The sequence below is a fragment of the Streptomyces albospinus genome (genome assembly GCF_014648695.1).
In the GTDB taxonomy this organism is placed as follows: Bacteria; Actinomycetota; Actinomycetes; order Streptomycetales; family Streptomycetaceae; genus Streptomyces; species Streptomyces albospinus.
This window is the reverse complement of the sequence record NZ_BMRP01000031.1, coordinates 47,678-69,449: the sequence shown is the minus strand read 5'-3', so window position 1 is coordinate 69,449 and position 21,772 is coordinate 47,678. Positions and strand designations below refer to the sequence as shown.

Annotated in this window: 17 protein-coding genes and 1 pseudogene; 12 read left to right on the top strand and 6 right to left on the bottom strand. The window is 72.9% G+C overall.

Annotated elements, in window-relative coordinates; translation table 11 throughout:
• Nucleotides 1-26 precede the first annotated feature (26 nt).
• The 6 genes from afsR to IEZ17_RS30635 all read left to right on the top strand — a co-directional run bounded on the left by afsR (nt 27) and on the right by IEZ17_RS30635 (nt 7,681).
• Complete coding sequence (gene afsR, locus IEZ17_RS30660) at nt 27-2,963, top strand: SARP-family global regulator AfsR (RefSeq protein ID WP_189305830.1); 2,937 nt, start codon at nt 27-29, stop codon at nt 2,961-2,963.
• 215 nt (nt 2,964-3,178) lie between these two features.
• A complete protein-coding gene (locus tag IEZ17_RS30655) occupies nt 3,179-3,451 on the top strand; it encodes a hypothetical protein (RefSeq protein ID WP_189305829.1) in 273 nt (90 codons plus the stop codon).
• A gap of 291 nt (nt 3,452-3,742) precedes the next feature.
• Entirely contained in the window at nt 3,743-3,928 is a 186-nt protein-coding gene (locus tag IEZ17_RS30650; RefSeq protein WP_189305827.1) for a hypothetical protein, read from the top strand.
• 174 nt (nt 3,929-4,102) lie between these two features.
• Entirely contained in the window at nt 4,103-5,743 is a 1,641-nt protein-coding gene (locus tag IEZ17_RS30645) for a class I adenylate-forming enzyme family protein (RefSeq protein WP_189305825.1), read from the top strand.
• Nucleotides 5,744-5,857: 114 nt separating this feature from the next.
• Nucleotides 5,858-6,430, top strand: coding sequence for a TIGR03086 family metal-binding protein (locus IEZ17_RS30640; protein ID WP_189305823.1), 573 nt, complete (start codon nt 5,858-5,860; stop codon nt 6,428-6,430).
• A 279-nt stretch (nt 6,431-6,709) separates the two neighbouring features.
• A complete protein-coding gene (locus tag IEZ17_RS30635; protein WP_229852814.1) occupies nt 6,710-7,681 on the top strand; it encodes a TIGR03619 family F420-dependent LLM class oxidoreductase in 972 nt (323 codons plus the stop codon).
• A gap of 64 nt (nt 7,682-7,745) precedes the next feature.
• On the opposite strand, the gene IEZ17_RS30630 is transcribed toward IEZ17_RS30635, so the two are convergent.
• Entirely contained in the window at nt 7,746-9,365 is a 1,620-nt protein-coding gene (locus IEZ17_RS30630; RefSeq protein ID WP_189305821.1) for a FadD3 family acyl-CoA ligase, read from the bottom strand.
• 119 nt (nt 9,366-9,484) lie between these two features.
• Between IEZ17_RS30630 and IEZ17_RS30625 the strand changes: the two genes are divergently transcribed.
• From IEZ17_RS30625 to IEZ17_RS30615, 3 genes are read left to right on the top strand one after another with little or no spacing between them, the layout of a single operon-like run.
• On the top strand, nt 9,485-10,636 hold the full coding sequence (locus tag IEZ17_RS30625) for a lipid-transfer protein (RefSeq protein WP_189305818.1): 1,152 nt from the start codon (nt 9,485-9,487) through the stop codon (nt 10,634-10,636).
• 60 nt (nt 10,637-10,696) lie between these two features.
• On the top strand, nt 10,697-11,179 hold the full coding sequence (locus tag IEZ17_RS30620; protein WP_189305816.1) for a Zn-ribbon domain-containing OB-fold protein: 483 nt from the start codon (nt 10,697-10,699) through the stop codon (nt 11,177-11,179).
• Nucleotides 11,176-11,958, top strand: a complete 783-nt coding sequence (locus tag IEZ17_RS30615) for an enoyl-CoA hydratase/isomerase family protein (protein ID WP_189305814.1) — start codon at nt 11,176-11,178, stop codon at nt 11,956-11,958. Before IEZ17_RS30620 ends, IEZ17_RS30615 begins: the two co-directional genes overlap by 4 nt.
• Nucleotides 11,959-11,972: 14 nt before the next feature.
• On the opposite strand, the gene IEZ17_RS30610 is transcribed toward IEZ17_RS30615, so the two are convergent.
• Entirely contained in the window at nt 11,973-12,545 is a 573-nt protein-coding gene (locus IEZ17_RS30610; RefSeq protein WP_189305812.1) for a hypothetical protein, read from the bottom strand.
• Between the two features lie 214 nt (nt 12,546-12,759).
• Between IEZ17_RS30610 and IEZ17_RS30605 the strand changes: the two genes are divergently transcribed.
• On the top strand, nt 12,760-13,467 hold the full coding sequence (locus tag IEZ17_RS30605; RefSeq protein WP_229852813.1) for a hypothetical protein: 708 nt from the start codon (nt 12,760-12,762) through the stop codon (nt 13,465-13,467).
• Between the two features lie 34 nt (nt 13,468-13,501).
• Here the strand turns inward: IEZ17_RS30605 and afsK are convergent, their stop codons facing one another.
• Complete coding sequence (gene afsK, locus IEZ17_RS30600) at nt 13,502-16,036, bottom strand: protein serine/threonine kinase AfsK (protein WP_189305858.1); 2,535 nt, start codon at nt 16,034-16,036, stop codon at nt 13,502-13,504.
• A 994-nt stretch (nt 16,037-17,030) separates the two neighbouring features.
• Between afsK and IEZ17_RS30595 the strand changes: the two genes are divergently transcribed.
• Complete coding sequence (locus IEZ17_RS30595) at nt 17,031-17,678, top strand: TetR family transcriptional regulator (protein WP_189305810.1); 648 nt, start codon at nt 17,031-17,033, stop codon at nt 17,676-17,678.
• Between the two features lie 205 nt (nt 17,679-17,883).
• Here the strand turns inward: IEZ17_RS30595 and IEZ17_RS30590 are convergent, their stop codons facing one another.
• Both IEZ17_RS30590 and IEZ17_RS30585 read right to left on the bottom strand, forming a co-directional pair.
• Complete coding sequence (locus IEZ17_RS30590) at nt 17,884-18,354, bottom strand: nitroreductase family deazaflavin-dependent oxidoreductase (protein WP_189305808.1); 471 nt, start codon at nt 18,352-18,354, stop codon at nt 17,884-17,886.
• On the bottom strand, nt 18,354-19,643 hold the full coding sequence (locus IEZ17_RS30585) for an acyl-CoA dehydrogenase family protein (RefSeq protein WP_189305806.1): 1,290 nt from the start codon (nt 19,641-19,643) through the stop codon (nt 18,354-18,356). The genes IEZ17_RS30590 and IEZ17_RS30585 overlap by 1 nt, the downstream gene beginning before the upstream one ends.
• Nucleotides 19,644-20,019: 376 nt before the next feature.
• On the opposite strand from IEZ17_RS30585, the gene IEZ17_RS30580 reads away from it, so the two are divergent.
• Nucleotides 20,020-21,204: a thiolase C-terminal domain-containing protein gene (locus IEZ17_RS30580; RefSeq protein ID WP_189305804.1), complete on the top strand. Its 1,185-nt coding sequence runs from the start codon at nt 20,020-20,022 to the stop codon at nt 21,202-21,204.
• A 152-nt stretch (nt 21,205-21,356) separates the two neighbouring features.
• Here IEZ17_RS30580 and IEZ17_RS30575 read toward each other — a convergent pair.
• A pseudogene (locus tag IEZ17_RS30575) lies at nt 21,357-21,620 on the bottom strand (helix-turn-helix domain-containing protein); the annotation flags it as partial.
• Nucleotides 21,621-21,772 lie beyond the last annotated feature (152 nt).

Below are 21,772 nucleotides of genomic sequence, written 5' to 3'. Positions count from 1 at the left end.
TGGACGGGACAGGGCAGGGGGACACCATGGACGACGGTCCGGGGCAGGTACGGGAGCGGCTCCGCTTCACCGTGCTCGGTCCCGTACGGGCCTGGCGCGGCGGGACGCCGCTGGCCGCGGGCTCCCCGCAGCAGCGCGCACTGCTCGCCGCACTGCTGCTGCGCGGCGGCCGAACCGCCACCGCGCCCGAGCTCGTCGACGCCCTCTGGGGCGACGAGCCGCCGCACGCCGCGCTCGCCGCACTGCGCACGTACGCGTCCCGCATCCGCAAGGCCCTGGGCGCGGACGCCGACGCGCTGGTCAGCGAGTCCGGCGGCTACGCGCTGCGGTCCGTCGACGAGCTGCCCCTGGACCTCGACCACGACACCGCAGAGCAGTTCGCCGCGGAGGCGGAGAAGGCCAAGGCCGCCGGCGACCGCGGGCGGGCCCGTGAACTCCTCGACGCCGCACTGGACCTGTGGGACGGCGAACCGCTGGCCGGGCTGTCCGGCCCGTACGCCGAGACCCAGCGCACCCGCCTCCAGGAATGGCGGCTCTCGCTCACCGAGACCCGCCTCGACCTCGACCTGGAAGCCGGCTGCCACGCCGAGGCGGTCTCCGAACTCACCGCCCTGACCTCCGCACACCCGCTGCGCGAACGGCTGCGGGAGCTGCTGATGCTGGCCCTCTACCGAAGTGGCCGCCAGGCGGAGGCGCTCGCGGTGTACGCCGACACCCGGCGGCTGCTCGCGGACGAACTGGGCGTCGACCCCTGCGCGTCGCTGTCCGACCTCCACCAGCGGATCCTGCGGGCGGACACGGAGCTGGATGCGCCGGCGGCCGGTGAACAGGGCTCCGCGGAGGCCACGTTCGTGCGGCCGCAGCAACTGCCCGCCACGGTGGCCGACTTCACGGGACGGGCCGCCACCGTCCGCGAGCTCAGCGACCAGCTCGCCACGGCCGAGGGCAATGTCATGGCGGTCTCCGCCGTCGCCGGTATCGGCGGTGTGGGCAAGACGACCCTCGCGGTCCATGTCGCACACGCCGCCCGCGACCACTTCCCCGACGGCCAGCTCTACGTCGACCTCCAGGGGGCCGGGCACACCCCCTCCGAGCCGGAGGCCGTCCTGGGCTCCTTCCTGCGCGCCCTGGGCACCCCCGACTCCGTCATCCCCGACGGCGTCGCGGAGCGGGCCGCCCTGTACCGCTCCGCCCTCGCGGGCCGCCGCGTCCTCGCCCTCCTCGACAACGCCCGGGATGCCGCCCAGGTCCGTCCCCTCCTGCCCGGGACGGAGGGCTGCGCGGCGCTGATCACCAGTCGCTCCCGCATGATCGACCTGGCCTCCGCCCATCTGGTCGACCTCGACGTGATGAGCCCCGAGGAGGCCCTCACCCTCTTCACCCGCATCGTGGGCGAGGAGCGGGTGACCTCCGAGCGGCAGGCCGCCATGGCGGTCGTCGGCGCCTGCGGCTTCCTCCCGCTGGCCATCCGTGTCGCCGCCTCCCGGCTGGCCGCCCGCCGGACGTGGACGGTCTCCACCCTGGCCCGCAAGCTTGCCGACGAGCGCCGCCGGCTGGACGAACTCCGCGCCGGCGACCTGGCCGTGAAGGCCACCTTCGAACTGGGCTACAAGCAGCTGGAGCCCGCCCAGGCCCGCGCCTTCCGGCTGCTGGGACTGGCGGACGGCCCGGACATCTCGCTGTCCGCCGCGGCAGCCGTACTGGACCTGGACACCGACACCACGGAGGAGCTGCTCGAATCCCTCGTGGACACCTCCCTCCTGGAGTCCGCGGCGCCGGGCCGCTACCGCTACCACGACCTGGTGCGCCTCTACGCCCGTGCCTGCGCCGAGCGCGATGAACACCCGCCGTCGGAGCGGGACGCGGCGCTGTCGCGGCTGCTGGACTTCTACCTGGTGACGGCTTCGCGGATGTACGCGCTGGAGCGCCCCGGCGACCGGCTGATCCACCACATGGAGCGCACCGACTACCCGGGGCTGGACTTCCGGGACCGCGCTTCGGCGCTGGAGTGGCTGTTCAGCGAGGCCGGGTGCCTGCTCGCCTGCGCACGGCAGTCCAGCAGTCGCACGACCCTGCGGCGCGCCGCCGACCTGCTGTTGCTCACCAAGGATCTGGCCGAGTCCGGTGCCGATGCGCTCCAGTACGAGCAGACCAGCACCGCGCTGCTGAAGGCCGCCAGGGAAGTCGAGGACCAGCACGCCGAGGCGCGTTTCCATCTGGCCCTCACCTATGTCCGCACGCTGTCGGGGAGGCTGGACGAGGCCGATGAGAACGCCAAGTCCGCCATGCTGCTGGGGCTCGCCACCGAGGACCCCTTCGCGTGCTCGTACGCGCCCAACGACCGGGGGATCATCGCCAACGCCCAGGGCCGCCACGACGACGCCGAGGCATATCTCCGGCAGGCGCTGAACGCCTTCCACGACGACCACAACCGGCAGTCCGAGGCCAGTGCGCTGTGCAACCTCTCCCGTGTCCACCTGGACACCGGGCGGGTCGACAGCGCCATCCAGCTGGCGGAGCAGGGCATCGCGATCTACCGCGAGCTGGGTGCCAAGCGCCGGCTGGCCAACGGCATGTACGCCCTGGCTCTCGCCTACACCCAGGCCATGCGGCTGGAGGAGGCGACCGAGCAACTGACCGGGGCTCTGGCCATTTTCAAGGACAGCCGGCAGCGCTTCTGGGAAGGGATGACCAACTTCCGGCTGGCTGAGGTAGACCTCACCGCCCGCCGCCCGGCCTCCGCGGCCAACCACGCCGAACAGGCGCTGACCGCGTTGCGGGGCATCGGCGGCGACTCTTGGCGCGCAACCGTCCTGACCACCCTGGGCCGGGCCCTGCACGCACTCGGGCACACCGGCCGCGCGCGCGTGTGCTGGCAGGAGGCGCTGGCGACCTTCGAGCGGACAGGGGCGCCGGAAGGCAGCGTGGTCCAGGCGCTTCTGTCGCCGACTGCGGTGGCCTGACCTCGGCCGTTCACTGCCAACGCGGACGTTTATCGATCGTTCATCGCGCCGGGCCACTCTTATCAGCATCGATCCGCCGCCTCGGGGGGCAAGCGGCTCGGTGCCCAGGCCGCGCAGTTATCTTTAGCGGCCGTGTCATACCCGTCCGGCGACCCACGGGGGAGTCGCCGGCCGGGCTGACCAAGCATCAAGCGCCCATTCAGGAGTTGATCTCTGTGAGCACCGACAACAAGGCCCCGGTCACGGGTGACCGGGACACCATCAGGCCAATGGACAACCACCAGCCCATCATCGCGCCGATGGACAACCACCAGCCCATCATCGGGCCTATGGACAACCACCAGCCCATCATCGGGCCGAACGTCACGCCGCGGGTCAAGAAGCCGGGGGAGCGGGACGTCGTCAAGCCGATGGACAACCACCAGCCCGTCGCCGCGACCGGGGTCACCACAGAGGACAACCACCAGCCTCTCGGCGAGCCCAAGTAACACCTGCCGAACCAACGAGGTTCCGAACCGGGGGGGTTCTGAACCGCGATGGTTCCGAACCGGGGGTACGAACCAGGGGGGTCCGAACCAACGGGGGCATTCGGGGGATCGCAGGGGCCGTTTCAATGGCGAGGAGGGGACGCCATTGAAATCGGCCCCTGCGGCGTTTTCGGCCCGGCGGGAAATCCCGCGAAATTCAGCGCCTTTCCCCTACAAGCATCGAACATCTGCACGCGGTTGCCGCTAATTTGTTTTCAACAGCAACGCCTCCCGTTTACCAAGGAGTTGGGAATGACCCGCACGAAGCAGTCTCTCGCCGTCGCCGCCGTGGCGCTGGCCGCACTCGGCGGCGCCGCGGTGCCTGCCATGGCCGACAACCACATACCGGTCGCCGCGGCGCCCCTGGACAGCCACTTGCCCATGGCACCGCAGGACAACCACATCCCGCTGTCGCCGCAGGACAACCACATCCCCTGATCACGAGGGCGGAGCGGGCCCCGTATCGCGAGCCCGCGGAGAAGGGCCGGGCAGCCGCCCGGCCCTTTCCCCTTTCCGCAACGCCCCGCGCACGCAGCAGCCCTGACGCTCCGTCAGATCCAGTGCTACAGTCACGCCGCACTCCCCGCCCCACTCACCCCCAGGAGGCGCGCCGTGTTCGACCCCGCTCGTATCCACACGCTCTGGGAACTGGTCGAGTACCGGGCGCGGGCCTCCGGGAGCGCGCCGATGTTCTTCGACGGCGACGGGGACGGTGACGGGCGGCGGACCGTGACCTTCGGCGAGGTACGGGACGAGGCGCTGCGCGTCGCGGCCGGGTTCCAGGAGCTCGGGATCGGGGCCGGGACGCGGGTGATGTGGCAGTTGCCTACGCGAATCGAGACCGTCGTCGCATCTCTCGCGCTGGCGCGGCTGGGGGCCGTGCAGACGCCGGTGATCCCGCTGCACCGGGAGCGTGAAGTCGGGTTCGTGCTGGCCGAGTCGGCGGCGGAGTTCGTGCTCGTACCGGGGGTGTGGCGGGGGTGCGACCACGACGCGATGGTGCGTGGGCTGGCCGGGGACGGGGTGCGGGTGGTCTCGGTGGCGGGCGGGCTGCCCGTGGGGGATCCGGGCGCGCTGCCGGAGCCCCCGCAAGGAGAGGACGGGCGCACGCGCTGGGTCTACTACACCTCCGGGACGACCGCCGCCCCCAAGGGAGTTGAGCACACCGACGCCTCGCTGATCGCCGGCGGCGTGGGGCTCGCGACCGCGTTGGGGATGTCGGCGGACGACGTCGGCTCGATCGCCTTCCCGTACGCGCACATCGCCGGGCCGGATTACGTCATCGCGATGCTGGTCAGCGGGTTCCCCGCGGTGGTGCTCGACACGTTCGAGGCGGAGCGGGCGGCCGGGGTCTACCGGCGGCACGGGGTGACCATGGCGGGCGGGAGTACCGCGTTCTACCAGGCGTTCCACGACGCGTCGCGGCGCCGGCGGGCGACCGCACCGGACGCCGGGCGGCTGATTCCGTCGCTGCGGCTGCTCTCCGGTGGCGGGGCGCCGCTGCCACCGGAGCTGTACCGGGAGGCCGGGCGGGAGTTGGGGTGCGCGATCGTCCACGGGTACGGGATGACGGAGTGCCCGATGATCGCGATGGGGACGCCGTACGACAGCGACGAGCAGCTGGCGCACACGGTGGGCCGGCCGGTGGCGGGCGCGCGGGTGCGGATCGTACGGGCGGACGGGAGCGAGGCCCCGACCGGCGAGGCGGGCGAGGTGACGGTCGCCGGGACGGTGGTGTTCCGGCGGTACACGGATCCGGCGCTGACGGCCGAGGCGTTCGACGCCGAGGGCCGCTTCCGCACCGGTGACCTGGGGTATCTGCGCGCGGACGGGCACCTGGTGCTGACCGGGCGGCTCAAGGACATCATCATCAGGAAGGGCGAGAACATCTCCGCGCAGGAGGTCGAGGACCTGGTGCACACGCATCCGGCGGTCGCGGAGGCGGCGGTGATCGGGCTGCCGGACCGGGAGCGGGGGGAGCGGGTGTGCGCGGTGGTCACACTCGCCGAGGCGGCGGACGGCAACGGCACGCCGGGGCTCACTCTCGCGGCGCTCACCGCGCATCTGCGGGCGGCCGGACTGATGACGCAGAAGCTGCCGGAACAGCTGGAGATCATCGAAACGCTGCCGCGCGGCGGGCCGCTGGGCAAGGTGCTGAAGGCGGCGCTGCGGGAGCGGTACGGGGGGAACGGTACGGGGCGCCGGCGTAGCGCCGGGGCGGGCGGTTTCGGGCCGCCGGCGGCGCGACGATGAGTTCTGCCGGCGGCGGGAGTCTTCACTGGCGAGGCCACCCGCACGGGGCAGCCCGGTGAGACGGGAGGATCCCGGACCAAGACCGAGACGAGCGAGACGACCGAAGCGAGCGAGATGATCGACTTTGCGGCGCAGGCCCGAGTGGTGGCCCGGCTCGCGGAGAACACGGCGGAGGGGCAGCTGGCTGCGCCCACCCCCTGCGAGGAGTACGCGGTACGGCACCTGCTGGGCCATCTGGTGGGGCTGACCGCGGCGTTCCGGGACGCCGCCCGCAAGGACCTGGGGCCGACGACCAGTACTCCCCCGGACGCGGGCCTGCCGGATGTGGAGACCGGCTGGCGGGAGACGCTGGAGCGCCGGCTCGGCGAGCTGGTGGCCGCGTGGCGCGCCCCGGAGGCCTGGGAGGGCGAGACCCAGGTGGGCGGGGTGACCCTGCCGGCCGCGGTCGTCGGCCGGTTCGCACTCGACGAACTGGTCGTGCACGGCTGGGACCTGGCGCGCGCCACCGGCCAGGAGTACGCGCCGGACGGGCCCGCCCTCGACGTCTCGTACGCACTGCTCGCGGCCTCCGCCGACGACCCCGGGCGCGGCACGATCTTCGGGTACCCGGTCCCGGTCGCACAGGGCGCGCCGCTGCTGGACCGGGTGGTGGCGCTCAGCGGTCGGCGCCCTGACTGGACGCCCTGACTGGACGCCCCGGTCGTCCTGAGGGGAGAGGGAGACGCGGCTCCCGGGGGGCCGGCGGCGCGGGACCGGCCGCGCGGCGGGCGGTCAGGGGGCGGTGCCGCCTCGTGCCCATGCACCCGGCGTGCCCGTGCACCCGGCGTCCCCGAGTTCCCGATGTGCCCGAGCTCCCGACGTCCTCGTGCACCCGGCGTCCCCGTGCTCCCGGCCCTTGACTCTCACACCGGTGTGAGGGCTTAGAAGGGGGGCGTCGAACCGATGCTTCGGGAACGGGAGGCCCCCATGGGCGACGCCGCCACGCACCAGCAGCAGGAGAACCAGTCCACCCCGCGCCAGTCCCCACCGAACCAGTCCGCGCCGCACGCCGGGCCGCAGGACCGGATGCGCCTGCACGTCGTACTGCCCTCCGAGTCCGCCGCTATGGCGGTGCGGGAACTGGCCGGGCTCGCGCGGCAGGCCGAGGAGCTGGGGTACGCGGGCGTCTGGCTGCCGGATCATCTGCTGCCGCCGGGGCCGTACGGGGCGCCCCCGCAGTCGTACGGCGGGGTGTACGAGCCGCTGGCGGCGCTGGCGTACCTCGCGGCGGTGACCGAGCGGATCACGCTCGGGACGTCGGTGCTGATCGCCCCGCTGCGCGAACCGCTGCTGCTCGCCCGGCAGTCGGCGACGCTGGCCCGGCTGAGCGGCGGCCGGTTCGTGCTCGGCGTCGGCGTCGGCTGGCAGCGGTACGAGTTCGCGGCGGCCGGGGTCGGCTTCGGCACCCGGGGCGCGCGGACGGACCGCGCGCTGCGGCTGGTGCGGCGGCTGCACACGGGGGCGGGCGGGCCGTACGACGACGGGCTGGTGTCGTTCGACGAGCGCGCGGTGTTCGAGCCGGTACCGGAGGAGCCGGTGCCGTTCCTGATCGGCGGGAACTCGGATGCGGCGCTGCGGCGCGCGGCGGAGTTCGGCGGCTACTGGCAGGGGGTCGGGTTGACCCCGGGCGAATTCGCCGAGCGGCGGCGGTGGTTCGCAGGCGAGTCGACGGCCGGCCGGTCCGCCGCGGGCGCGCCCCGGGTCGCGGCCGGGACCCGGATCGCCTGGGACGGCCCGGACCGTACGCTCGCCGAGGTCACCGCCGAGGTCGCGGACTGGGAGGCGGCCGGGGCCGAGGACCTCGGGGTGTGGTTCGGCGCGGTGGACGGCGGCTTCGCGGACCGGATGCGGGCCCTGGCGGAGGCGACCGGGGTGGCCGACGGCCGGATCGGGCAGTGACCGGCCGCGCCCCGGATGCGGAAGCGGCCTGCCGGCGCATCCCCCGGCGCCGGCGGATCAGGCCCTAACTCCGCCTCCGCAGCCGCGTCTTGACGACCTTGCCGCTGGCGTTGCGGGGCAGCTCGGCGACGAAGTCCACCTCCCTCGGCACCTTGTAGTTGGCCATCTCGCGGCGCGACCAGGCGATCAGGTCGTCGGCGGTGAGCGAGGAGCCGGGGTGGCGGACCGCATACGCCTTGCCGACCTCGCCGAGGCGGGGGTCCGGTATGCCGATGACGGCGACCTCGGCGATGTCCGGGTGGCGGGCGAGGAGTTGCTCTATCTCGGCGGGGTAGGCGTTGAAGCCGCCGACGATGAACATGTCCTTGATGCGGTCGGTGATCCGCAGGTTGCCGTCCGCGTCGAGGACGCCGACGTCTCCGGTGCGCAGCCAGCCGTCGGGGGTGATCGCGCGGGCGGTGGCGGCCGGGTCCTCGAAATAACCGGACATGACGTGGTAGCCGCGGACCAGGACCTCGCCGGGCCGGCCGGGAGGCATCGCGCGGCCCGTGGCGTCGACGACCCGGACCTCGGTGTCCGGCAGGGCGCGACCGGACGTCGCGGCGATGACCTCGGGCGGGTCGCCGCGGCGGCACATCGTGACCACGCCCGAGCTCTCCGACAGGCCGTAGGCGGTCAGTACGGTGGCGATCTTCAGCTCGCTGCGCAGCCGTTCGACCAGCTCCAGGGGAACGACGGCGGCGCCGGTGACGACGAGGCGCAGCGCGGTGAGGTCGTGCAGCGCCCGGTCCGGGTGGTCCAGGAGCTGCCGGTGGAGGGTGGGCGGGCCGGGGAGCACGGAGATCCGCTCGGCGGCGATGTTGGCGAGCGCGGTCTCCACGCCGAAGACCGGCTGCGGGATCATCGTCGCGCCGCGCAGCAGGCAGGCGATGATGCCGGCCTTGTAGCCGAAGGTGTGGAAGAACGGGTTGACGATGAGATAGCGGTCGCCCTCCTGGAGGCCGGCCAGTTCGCTCCAGACGTCGTACGCGCGCAGGGTCTGGGCGTGGGTGATCACGGCGCCCTTGGGGTGGCCGGTGGTCCCGGACGTGAAGACGATGTCCGAGGGGGCGTCGGCGCGGAGCGCGTCGGCTCTGGTGCGGACCGTGCCGGCGGGCACCGCCCGGCCGGCGGCGAGGAAGTCCCGCCAGGTGGTGAAGTCGGCGGGGGCGTCGTCCGCGAGGACCACGACCCGTTCGAGCCGCGGCAGTCCGGGCAGCGGGCCTCGGCCGGGGCCCTCCCCGGCGGCGCGGCGCAGCGAGGCGACGTACGAGGTGCCGAGGAAGGTGCCCGTGATGAAGAGGATCTTGGCGCGGGTGCGGCGCAGGACGTAGGCGGCCTCGGTGCCCTTGAAGCGGGTGTTGACGGGCACCAGGACGGCGCCGGCGGTCACCGCCCCGAGGGCGGAGACGATCCAGTCGAGGGTGTTGGGCGCCCAGACGGCGACCCGGTCGCCGGGTGCGACACCGGCCGCGATACAGGCCGCCGCGGCCCGCTCCACCCGCTCGCCCAGCTCGGCGTACGACAGCCGGGTGCGGCCCTCGACGACGGCCTCCCGTGGGCCGTACCGCTCGGCGGCCGTGCGCACCAGCCGGGCCAGGGAGCCGTACTCCAGGTCCGCTCGCGCATCCAGGTCCTCGCGCATCGCGCTCCCTCCCTGCAAAGAGCCGTAACGCACTAGCTGACTGTCCGTCAGATTAGCGGTAGCCTCCTCCGCTGTCAGCACGGACGACCGACCACGGACGACCGACCACGGAGGTGGCGATGGGGGCGACCCTCAAGGACGCTACGGCGATAGTCGGTATCGGACAGACTCCCTTTGCCAGACAACTCCCCGAATCCGAAAAGACCTTGGCCTGCCGGGCGATCACCGCGGCGCTGGACGACGCCGGCATCGCCCCTTCGGAGGTCGACGCCTTCGCCTCCTACACCATGGAGGAGACCGACGAGGTCGAGATCGCCAAGTCCATCGGCGCCGGCGACGTCACCCACTTCTCCAAGGTCGGCTACGGCGGCGGCGGTTCCTGCGCGACGGTGGCGCACCTGGCCGCCGCCATCGCCACCGGACAGGCGGGCGTCGGCGTCGCCTGGCGGTCCCGCAAACGCGGTTCGGGACCGCGCCCCTGGAAGAACACCCGCGTCCAGCTGCCCACCCCCGGGCAGTGGACCCGCCCCTTCGGACTGCTCCGCCCCGCCGACGAGATCGGCATGCTGGCCCGGCGCTATATGCACGAATACGGCGCCACCCGCGACCACTTCTTCAACGTCGCCCTCGCCTGCCGCAACCGCGCCAACCAGAACCCGGCCGCGATCATGTACGACCGCCCGCTGACCCGCGAGATGTACATGACCGCCCGCTGGATCAGCGAACCGCTCTGCCTCTTCGACAACTGCCTGGAGACGGACGGGGCGCTGGCCTGCGTCGTGGTCGCAGCCGAGCGCGCCCGCGACTGCCGCCGCCCGCCCGTCTACGTCCACGCCGCCGCGCAGGGCCTGCCCGCCCAGCACCACGGCATGGTCAACTACTGGAACGACGACCCGCTCACCGGCCCCGCCTGGACCGCCGCCCGGCACCTCTGGAAAGGCGCCGACCTCGGCCCGCAGGACGTCGACGTGGCACAGATCTATGACGCGTTCACCCCCCTGATCCCCCTCTCGCTGGAGGGATACGGCTTCTGCGGACGCGGCGAGGGCGCGGCTTTCACCGAGGGCGGCGCCCTGGAGACCGGCGGCCGGCTCCCCCTCAACACCGGCGGCGGCGGCCTCTCCGAGGCATACGTCCACGGCTTCAACCTCATCACCGAAGGCGTCCGGCAGCTGCGCGGCACCAGCACCGCACAGGTCCCGGACGCCGCCACCTGCCTGGTCACCGCGGGCGAGGGCGTGCCCACCTCCGCCCTGCTGCTGAGGAGTTGATACGCGATGAGCGCACCCGAGCCGGCACCCACCCACTCTTCCGTCACTGTCCGTGATTCCATGACTACAAGCCTGCCACCCGCCACTGACAATCGTCCGGACACCGCCGCCGACCTGCTGCTTCCCGTGCCCGACGACGACGGCGCACCGTTCTGGGACTACGCCGCGCGCGGCGAACTCCGCGTCCAGACCTGCTCCGACTGCGACGAACCGCGCTTTCCGCCCCGCCCCTGCTGCCCGCACTGCCAGTCCTTCGCCGCCCACTGGCAGCGGATGAGCGGGCGCGGCCGGATCTGGTCGTACGTGGTGCCGCACCCGCCGCTGCTGCCCGCGTACGCCGCCCAGGCGCCGTACAACGCGATCATCGTGGAGCTGGCGGAGGCACCGCGCATCCGCCTCGTCGGCAATCTCGTCGCGACACCCGACGGCGCCCTCAACTCCGTGGACCCCGCCCGGCTGCGCATCGGCGCCCCGGTGAAGGTCGCCTTCCACACCCTGCCCGGCGGGGTGACCGTGCCCCGCTGGCTCCTGGAGCGGCCATGACGGCCCCCGGGGTCCGTACCGAGATCGACGGCGGGGTCGCCCTGGTCACCCTGGACCGGCCCGCGCGGCACAACGCCGTCGACCTCGCCACCGCCGACGAACTCGCCGCCGTCTGGCGGGAGTTCCGCCGCGACGACACCGTACGGGCGGCGGTGGTCACCGGCGCCGGCGGCCGGGCCTTCTGCACCGGCATCGACCGCTCCGCGGACGTGCCCCAGCCGGCCTCCCCGTACTCCCTCGACGACCCCCTGATCCGTATCGGCCCCAAGGCGAACGACCTGTGGAAACCGGTCGTCGCCGCGGTCGACGGGATGGCCTGCGGCGGCGCCTTCTACCTCCTGGGCGAGGCGGAGTTCATCGTCGCCTCCGAGAACTCCACCTTCTTCGACCCGCACACCACCTACGGGATGGTCAGCGCCTACGAGGCCATCTACATGGCCCAGCGGATGCCCTTCGGGGAGATCGCCCGACTGTCCCTGATGGGCACGGCGGAGCGGCTCGGCGCCCGGCGCGCGTACGAGATCGGGCTGGTCTCCGAGCTGACCCCGCCCGGCGGCGCGGCGGAAGCGGCGCTGCGCAGCGCCGCGGTGCTCGCCGCCCAGCCCACCGACGCCGTCCAGGGCACCGTACGGGCCCTGTGGGCGGCCAAGGAGGCGGCCCGCGCGCAGGCGCTGGCGCATGCCCCGCAGCTGATCGCGCTGGGCAATCTGCCGCCGGACCGCCAGGCGGAACTCTTCGCCGGCCGCGCGCGCAACGCGCAGCCGCCGCCCGTCAGATGACGGACGCCCCGCGGCTACATCTTGGTCTTGTGCGCCCGGGTGATCTGGCAGGTGAACCAGAACCGCTGGTAGTTGTTGGCGGGCAGGGAGTACTGGGCGGTGTAGGTCTCGGTCGCGCCCGGCGCCACCACGACGCTGCGCTGGTGCAGCCCGTAGGCGGTGCCGTCCGCCGGCTTCGCCTTCATCCAGTTGACGGCCATGTCGTAGGAGAACGTGGTCGTCCTGGACGGGTTGGTGATCGAGACCGTGTAGGTGAACTGGTGCAGCGAATCCGAGAAGTCGCAGCCGCTGCCGCGCACGTCGCTGCGACCGTCCGGGTCGAAGGTCTCCTCGGTGGGCGACGGCGAGTAGGTGTAGGACGGCGTGTACGACGACGAGGGCGTCGGGTTGTACGGGTTGTAGCCGGTGGAGGACGAGGGGGACGGGAAGTTCGTCGGGAAGTCCACCTTGGGCTGGGGGAACGCGCAGCCGCTGACCGTGGCGAGCGACGCCACCGTCAGCCCGGCCGCGACCGCCGCCCTGATTCCCCTACGGGTGCCCCCGCCGCCGACCGTGGCGGCCGTACCCGTGCGTGCGCATTGCTGCATGACGTCTGCCCATCCCCCGTAGATCCATCCGAAACGACGCCACCCCCAGGGTTGACGCGTGCACGGCACATTAGCAAGAGCCGTGGACGGCCCGCGCCGGGCCCATTTGTACGAACCGGCGCAGGTGGCCCTGCTTGTCTAGCGGGCACCGACGGGCAGGCGTAGCGTCGGTCACGGAGGACGAGCAGGACGAGCCGAAGCGAGGCGACGACCGGTGGTGCGCAACGTTCTCGGATGTCTGATCGCCCTCATCGGAGCGACGGCCGCCGTCTGGAGCCCCTTCCGTCCCTGGTACGACGGCCGTCACGGCAGTGACGTGCGGATCGAGGACCTCTTCAACGGCATCACCGACAACAGCGCCACGCTGTTCGGGTCGCTGGTGCTTCCCATGGTGTTCGCCGGGCTGCTGACCCTGGTCGGCGTGGTGCTGCGCTCGCGCCTGGTCATCACCGTCGCGGGCCTGGTCGTACTGGGCTTCACGATCCTGTGGATGGTCCGCCAGGGGCAGACCGCGGGCGAGCTGACCGCCGGCACCCACGGAATGGGCGTGGGCGCGGCCAACGCCCTCGGGGGCGGCGCGCTGCTGATCCTGGGCGCCCTGGTCATGCGCGGGCGCCCGCGCCGGGTGCTCGAACGCTACGACGACCGCGAGCCCTATCCGCCCCCCGAGAGCTGGGACCCGGAACCGTACATCGGGGACACCCACAGCATCTACCGGGCGGACGACGACACTCCCCCGGCCCCCTGGTCGGCGCCGCCGCCACCGACCCGGCAGCACCCGCAGCCACCGACCCGGCCGAACCACCGGCAGCCGCCCACCCGTCCCGTGGAATGGGGCAAGGAGCAGCGGTATCCCGGAGCGCACGGGCAGCCCGGCCCGCCGGGGCCGGGTCCCCAACAGCCCCCGGACAACGGGGCGTAGAGCGCCGGGGCCCGGGACCGGGCCCCCGCCCGGACTACGACCGGCGCGCCAGGCCCGTCCCCTTGGCGGCGTCCAGCGCATAGACGCAGCGGTCCTTGCTGCACGCATAGACGACCCCGCCGACCGCCACCGGCGAGCCGGTGATCTCACCACCGGTCGCCAGTTTCCAGCGCAGCTGACCGCCCATCGCATCGAGGGTGTACAGGCAGTGGTCGGCCGACCCGAAGTGCACCCGGCCCTCCGCGACGACGGGTGAGCCCACCACCTCGGCGCCCGCCTGGAAACGCCAGCGCGGGGTGCCGGTCACCGCGTCGAGGGTGTAGAGCGCCTTGCCGCTGCCCAGGTGGACGGCGCCGTGCGCGACCAGCACCGGTTCGGTGGACTGGCGGGCCTCGGTGGCGATCCGCCAGCGGTCCCGGCCGTCCGCCGCGTCGAGGGCGTAGACCGTGCCGAGATAGTCGGCGAGGTAGATGCCGCCGCCGGTGACGGCCGGGCCGGGCGCGAAGGAGGGCGGGCTCACGAAGACCGCGGGCGCCTCGAAGTGCCAGCGCACATCGCCGCGGGCGATGTCGATCGCCAGCACCCGCGTCCCGGCGACCACATAGACCACACCGTCCGGCGCGGGCAGCAGCCGCACCGGCACACCGCCGCAGGACGCCGCGTCGCCCACCGGATACGACCAGCGCTCGACGCCCGTACGCAGCTCCAGCGCCTTCAGCCGCGCGTCGGCCCATACGAAGACCGTGCCGTCGTGCAGCACCGGCCCGGCCTCGGCGGACTCGAAGTCCGTCTGGACGCCGCCGATCTCCCACAGCAGCTCGCCGCTGGCGGCCTCCCACGCCTGGACGCCGCCGCCCCGGGTGCCGGTGACGACGGTGCCGCGGCCGGCCGTGAGGGCGTAGACCCAGCCCTCGGTGCTCAGCCGCCAGCGCTCGGTGCCGTCGACGGCGTCGAGGGCGTAGAGGGTCGGGCCGTCCGAGGCGTGGATCCGGCCGTCCGCGACCGCCATCGCCCACGCGACATCGCGGGTCTTGAACTTCCGCCGCCCGCTGGCCACATCGAGTGCGTGCACCTCGAAGGAGGTGACGTAGAGCAGGTCGCCGGCGACCACGGGGGTGCCCCAGACGTCGTTCGACATCCGGAACCGCCACGGGCGCCAGCGGCCCGGCTCGGCCTGCGGCGCCTCGGGCGCGGCGACCGGGGCGGGCGCAGCACCCTGGGCAGCCTGGATCCCGTCACCCGCCGCGCCGTTGGGCACGCCCGCGCCCTGCTGCGGCACACCGGCCGCCGCCGGAGCGCCGCCGGGCGGCCGGACCCAGTTCGTCGCGGCACCGGCCTGGGCGCGCTGCGGCGGGGCCTCCCCCGCGCGCGGCCCCGGCCCTATCGGGGCATGCGAACCGCCGAGCCGCACGGGACCGCCGGCGGGGGCGAGGTCCACCGCCGCGGCCTCCGGGCCCACGGGCTGCGGCACCGGGGCCGCGCCACGGGGGTCGGCGCCGCGGTGCGCACCGGGGCCGGCGCCGATCCGGGGGCTGCCGTACTCGGCTGCCACGGCCGGCGGGTTCTCCGGCCGCTGGGGCGCCACCGGCTGCTGCGGGGCGGGGGCCTGCGGCGGAGGCGGCGCGGACTGCTGGCGGCCGGCGCCGCGGGGGGTGGACTGCGGGACGGCGCCGCGACCGCCGCCGCGCCGCTGCTCTATGAGCGCCACGGCACCGGGCGGCAGCCAGGCCGACGCCGTGCCGCTGTCGTCGCTGCCAGAGCCGAAGAGATGCGGCGCCAACTGGGACTGGAGGTCGGCCGGGGACGGCCGGTGGGCCGCCTCCATCTGCATACAGGACTCCATCAGCGGCCGGAGCTCATCCGGCAGCCCGGCCAGGTCGGGGCCCTCCCGGAGCAGCATGAAGACCGTCTCGACGGGGTTGGCGCCGTGGAACGGGGCGTGCCCGGTGGCGGCGAAGACCAGCGTGGAGCCGAGCGAGAAGACATCGCTGGCGCCCGTGACGCTGCGGGAGTCGCGGGCCTGCTCGGGCGACATGTACGCCGGGGTGCCCACGGCCACGTTGGTCATCGTCAGCCGGGTGTTGGACACCCCGGAGGCGATACCGAAGTCGATCACCCGCGGGCCGTCCTCGACCACCAGGACGTTCGACGGCTTCAGATCGCGGTGCACCAGCCCGGCGCCGTGGATCGACTGGAGCGCCTCCGCGATCCCGGCGGCCAGCCAGCGCACCGCCTGGGCCGGCAGCGGCCCGCATTCATTGACTATTTCCTCCAGGGAGGGCGCGGGGACATACGCCGTCGCCAGCCAGGGCACGGCCGCCCTGGGGTCGGCGTCGACCACCGCCGCGGTGTAGAAGCCGCTGACGGCGCGGGCCGCCTCGACCTCGCGGGTGAACCGGACCCGGAACAGCTGGTCCTCGGCGAGTTCGGTGCGGACCGTCTTGATCGCCACCCGCCGGCCGGACGCCGACCGCGCCAGATAGACCAGCCCCATGCCGCCGGCCCCGAGACGGCCGAGGACCTCGAACGGGCCGATCCGCCGGGGATCGTGCTGCGTCAGCTGCGTCAGCTGCTCCACCACTTGCCTGCCACCTCCCCGTGGGGCGTAAAAGAGACTCTCAATAGTCACGAGCCGCCGAGAGCCACTGCCCCGTGCAGCGTCTCCCCGCCTGCGGCAAGGAGTGTCGAAACGGCCGTACGCACCCTGATTCTTCCTGGCCGGGCCGACGGTTGCGAACCCGGGGCCTGTCGGCCGTGTCACGAATCACCCCCTGCAATACGCAACAAGGCCATTACCCGGCGTATTCCACCCCCGCCTGACGTGCTCCGATACGTCCTTGGACGGGCGGTTACCGAGGGGTTACCGGCGAGTTGCGCGCCGCCCCGAGGGGGCGTCGGCGGAATTCCTCCCGCCCGTCACCCCATCCGGACGGATGGATTCCGCACCGGGAACCGGATAAAAAGCGCTCACACACCCGTCGGGCGCGCACGGGACGGCCGGCCCGGCGACCGGCCACCGGTGGCCGAAACCACACCCTTCGCCACCCTCTGACGCCAGGCATCCCGCCCGTACCGCTCCGCATCCCATCCCCCGCATTCCGCCCCTGCGCGCCGGCGGGTCGATGCCGGCGGGTCAATTCTGCGCCGCGCAGGGCGATTTCGGGGGCAGGACACCGCGCGTGGCGCACGGATTGCCGCAGCGCCGTCCCGCCTCCGTCCAAGCTAGCCGTGCGGTAGGCGTCCCGCGCGGCCAGAATTCGAACACAGGGGCGATTCATGCGCGACCGCCGCGCGACGGACGCCGCCCTCGCAAGGGTCGCGGATCATCAACGGGCAACCTCCGGTGTGCACTTGCCGCCTCGACGCAAGCCTTGTCCACCAAAGTTGTCCACAGCCTGTTGATAACACCATTCACTGGATCGGACCAATGGGTGCCCCGCCGGTCCGGGCCGCGATCAGGCCCGTTATCCAGGCGGCAACGAGGATCGGAAGCCCTGAACTCCCCCGTCCCCATTTGCAGGCAGCCAAATCGCGCTCCGATCACCCCTCGGTAAGCTGACGGCATGACAGGACAAGTTCGAACCGTCGACGGCAGAGTTGCCGGCCGCCGCGGACAGGCGACGCGGCAAAAGCTTCTCGACTGCCTCAGCGAAATGCTCAGTTCGTCCCCCTATCGGGACGTCAAAGTCATCGATGTGGCCCGCAAAGCGGGCACTTCACCCGCAACGTTCTATCAGTACTTCCCGGATGTGGAAGGCGCCGTCCTCGAAATCGCCGAGGAGATGGCCAAAGAAGGCGCAAGTCTGACCGATCTGGTCGCCGAACGCTCCTGGGTGGGCAAGTCCGGCTGGCAGGCGGCGGAGGAACTGGTCGAAGGCTTCCTCTCCTTCTGGCGCAAGCACGACGCGATTCTGCGCGTCGTCGATCTGGGCGCGGCCGAGGGCGACAAGCGCTTCTACAAGATCCGCATGAAGATCCTCAACGCGGTCACCAACTCCCTTACGGACTCCATCCAGGAGCTCCAGAACAAGGGCAAGGTCGACAAGGACGTCAGCCCTGCGGCCATGGCCGGATCGATCGTCGCGATGCTGGCGGCGGTCGCCGGACACCAGAAGGGCTTCCAGAGCTGGGGCGTCAAGCAGGCTGAACTCAAGCCGAATCTGGCCCTGCTGGTGCACTTCGGTGTCACCGGCAAGAAGCCGACCAAATAACCGGGATCACCGGATACCGGATCGAACCGGTCGCGTCGAGAGCTCGCCTGCCTCGATGTCCCGGTGTTCCCGGGACAGTTCGCCCTCCGTCCTGAGTCCGTCCTGCCATAGCTGTATCGCGCACACAGCGGGTGCCGGCCACCCCTCCGGGGTCCGTACGGCACCCGCTGCGCGTGTACGGAGACCCGCCGCGCCCCCGGACAGGTCAGCGCCGGTCCAGCCGGAACAGCCGGATCTCCCGCTCCACCCGCGCCTGATAGGCGGCGTACGGCGGCCAGAAGTCCCGTGCCGCCCGCCAGGCCCGCGCCCGCTCCTCCCCCGTGAGCAGCCTGGCCCGTACGGGAATGTCCCGCCCCCGCCAACTCACCTCCGCCTCCGGGTTCTTGAGGAGGTTTCCGGTCCAGGCCGGATGCCCCGGCCGTCCGAAGTTGCTGCCGATCAGCAGCCAGCCGCCGTCGTCCTGCGGCAGGCAGGCCAGCGGGGTGCGCCGTGGCTGCCCGCTCCTGGCCCCGGTCGCGGTCAGGATCACACCGGGCAGCATCCGGGCGCTGAGCAGCACCTTCCCGCGGGTCAGCCGGTGCACGGCGCGGTCCAGCGCGGGAATGACGTGTGGCGCGATCCGCGCGAACGTACGGGTCGCGGAGACCTTCTGCACCAGCCGCTCCCCGTGGGGCATCAGGCGCCGACCGCCGCTCGCCCCGCACGAGGCGCCCCGTCCGCCTCCGCGAACAGGCCGACCTGTTCGGCGGCCCGGGCCCGCAGCCGGTGCACCGGCCCGAGCAGCAGCTCGTCGCAGGCCGCCCGCTTGAAGTAGAGGTGCGCGTCGTGCTCCCAGGTGAAGCCGATCCCGCCGTGCAACTGCACCGCCTCGGCCGCCACCGCGCGCAGCGCCTCCAGCGCCTGGGCGAGCGCCAGCGCGCCCACCCCGGGCCCGTCGGCCTCCCCGGTCCGCCCGCCGCCCGCCGCCCAGGCCGCGTAGTACGCCGCCGAACGCGCCGCCTGCACCGCCACGTACAGGTCCGCGAGCCGGTGCTGCACGGCCTGGAAGGAGCCGATGGGCCGGCCGAACTGGGTGCGCTCCTGTACGTAGCCGACCGTGCGGGCCAGCGCCGCATCGGCCGCGCCGACCGCCTCGGCGGCCAGTGCCGCAGCCGCCGAGGCCCCGGTGGCGGCCAGCGCCGCGGCCACCCCGCACCCCTCCCGCCCCGCCTCGCCCTCTCCCAGCAACTCGGCGGGCACATCGCGGAGTTGGACCCGCGCCTGCGGCCGGGTCTCGTCCATCGCGGTCTGCCGGGTCCGCAGCAGACCGGGCGTCCCGGCCCCGTCCCGCCCCTGCGCCCGTACGACGAAGAGCCGGGTGCGGCTGCGCGCGAACCCGCCCGTGTGCGCGGCGATCACCAGCACGTCGGCGGTGTGCCCGTCGAGGACCTGACCGGCCTCCCCGTAGAGCCGCCAGCCCGCGCCACCGCCCGTCGGCGGCAGCTCCTGCGGCAACCGCGCCTGGATCCCCCCGGCCCGGCCGCCGCCCGCCCAGTCGCCGTCGTTGGACCCGGTCAGCGCCAGCGCGGTCGCCAGCTGCCCGCCCGGTACGGCGAGGGTGGCGGTCAACTCCCCGGAGGCGAGGGCCGGCAGCAGCTCGGCGCGCTGGCGTGCGCTGCCGAGCGCCAGGATCAGCGGGGCGGCCAGCACGGCGGTGGCGATCAGCGGCGAGGGGAGTACCACGCGGCCGGTTTCCTCGCAGGCCAGGGCGAGTTCGGTGGGCCCGCAGCCGACCCCGCCGTACGCGGCGGGCAGGGCCAGGCCGGGCAGCCCGAGCTGCTGGGCGAGCTGCCGCCACAGCGCCGCGTCATGGCCCTCCGGGGTGCGTACCGCCGCCTTGACCTCGTCCGGACCGCAGCGTTTGTGCAGCAGTTCGCGCAGCGTACGGCGGATCTCTTCCTGCTCCTCGGTGAACGCGGCATCCATCGGCGGGCTCCTCCCGGCCGTGCGGCACCGCCCGCCCGGTCGGGCGGACGGGCCCGGCTTCCGGTCATGACGGATTGCGGGCATGCGGGGCGCGGGCGTGCGGGGCGCGGCTGCGCGGCATGCGCGGTCCGGCATGAACTGATGTGATCTGGCGTGATGTGACGTGATCCGGCTTGGTGTGACGTGCTCTGACGTGATCCGACGTGCTCTGACGCGACCCGACGTGCTCTGACGCGATCCCGCATATCTGACGGAGCGTCATAGTAGGGATGGGTGCCGCAGTTTCCCAGTGCCGGGCGGACTTTCCCGACCGCCCACGCCCGCTCCCCAGGAGCGCGCCCTGCCCACTCCTCCACATCTGATGTAGCGTCAGATTATGACTTCAGGGACCCTTTCCCGGAACCGCAAGGTCGCCGTCGCCGGAGTCGCCCTGTCCGACTGCGGGCGCGTGGACGAAGCCACCCCGTACGCCCTGCACGCCCAGGCCGCCCGCCGGGCGCTCGCCGACTCCGGCCTCGACCGGTCGGTGATCGACGGCTTCGCCTCGGCGGGGCTCGGCACGCTCGCGCCCATCGAGGTCGCGGAATATCTGGGCCTGCACCCCACCTGGGTGGACTCCACCGCGGTCGGCGGCTCGACCTGGGAAGTGATGGCCGCGCATGCCGCCGACGCGATCGCCGCCGGCCGGGCCGACGCCGTGCTGCTGGCCTACGGTTCCACCGCCCGCGCCGACATCAAGGCGCGGCGCCGCACCGCCAACCTCTCCTTCGGCGCCCGCGGCCCGCTCCAGTTCGAGGTCCCCTACGGGCACACCCTGATCGCCAAGTACGCGATGGCCGCCCGCCGCCATATGCACCAGTACGGGACCACCCTGGAACAGCTGGCTCAGATAGCCGTCCAGGCACGGGCCAACGCGGCGACGAACCCCGGCGCCATGTACCGCGCGCCGATCACCGTCGACGAGGTGCTCTCCGGCCCGATGATCGCCGACCCGTTCACCAAGCTGCACTGCTGCATCCGCTCGGACGGCGGCTGCGCGGTGCTGCTGGTCGCCGAGGACTACGTGCCCGACCTGGCCAAGCCCCCGGTCTGGGTGCTCGGTTCGGGCACCTCCGTCTCGCACACCACCATGTCGGAGTGGGACGACTTCACCGTCTCCCCGGCTGCCGTCTCCGGCCGGCTGGCCTTCGAGCGCGCCGGCGTCCGCCCCTCGGAGATCGACCTCGCCGAGATCTACGACGCCTTCACCTATATGACCCTGGTGACCCTGGAGGACCTGGGGTTCTGCGCCAAGGGGGAGGGCGGGGCGTTCGTCGAGAAGGGGAGGCTGCTGCGGGACGGCGAACTACCGGTGAACACCGACGGCGGCGGGCTGGCCGCCTGCCACCCGGGGATGCGCGGACTGTTCCTGCTGGTCGAGGCGGTACGCCAGCTCCGCGGCGAGGCCGGCCCGGACCGCCAGGTACGGAAACCCGGCGGCTGTCTGCCGCAGCTCGCGGTGGCCTCCGGGACAGGCGGCTGGTTCTGCTCGTCGGGGACGGTGGTGCTGGGGCGAGGGTAGCGGCGGCCCCGTTGCCCGCTTCTGCTTCGTCCTGCCCACTCCTGCCTACTCCTGCTTACTCCTGCCTCCTCCCCCTTACTCCTTCCTCCTTCGGCTGCTCACTGCTGCTCACTGCTTGCTCACCGCTGCTCACTTCGGCGCGGGTCCGGTGAACCCGCGACCTCCGCGCGCACGGCGCGAGTGGCCCGTGCCAGCTCGGCGAAGCCCTCCAGCGCCACGGCGTTGACGATCTCCCCCTTGCCCGTGAAGTGACCGAAGAGCACCGACTGGCTGCACTCGACCCGCTCGGCCAGCCGGCGGGCGCTGACCGCGCCCCAGCCCTGGGGCTCGGCGAGCTCGCGCGCCGCCCGGACGATCAACCGATGCCGCCGCACCCGCTCGCGCTCGCGTCGCTGCTGGTCAGCCCTACACGAAATTCCAGCTTCGCCGGCGCATCGGGCGTCGGCAGATGCGCTGCGCGGTCCCACCGGATCCATACATCCGTCATAGACAATCGTCTTAGACGCTTGTACAGTCGTGCTGCGCAAGCCACCCGGCCAGGAGCACCACCGCCCCGAAGGGAACCCCG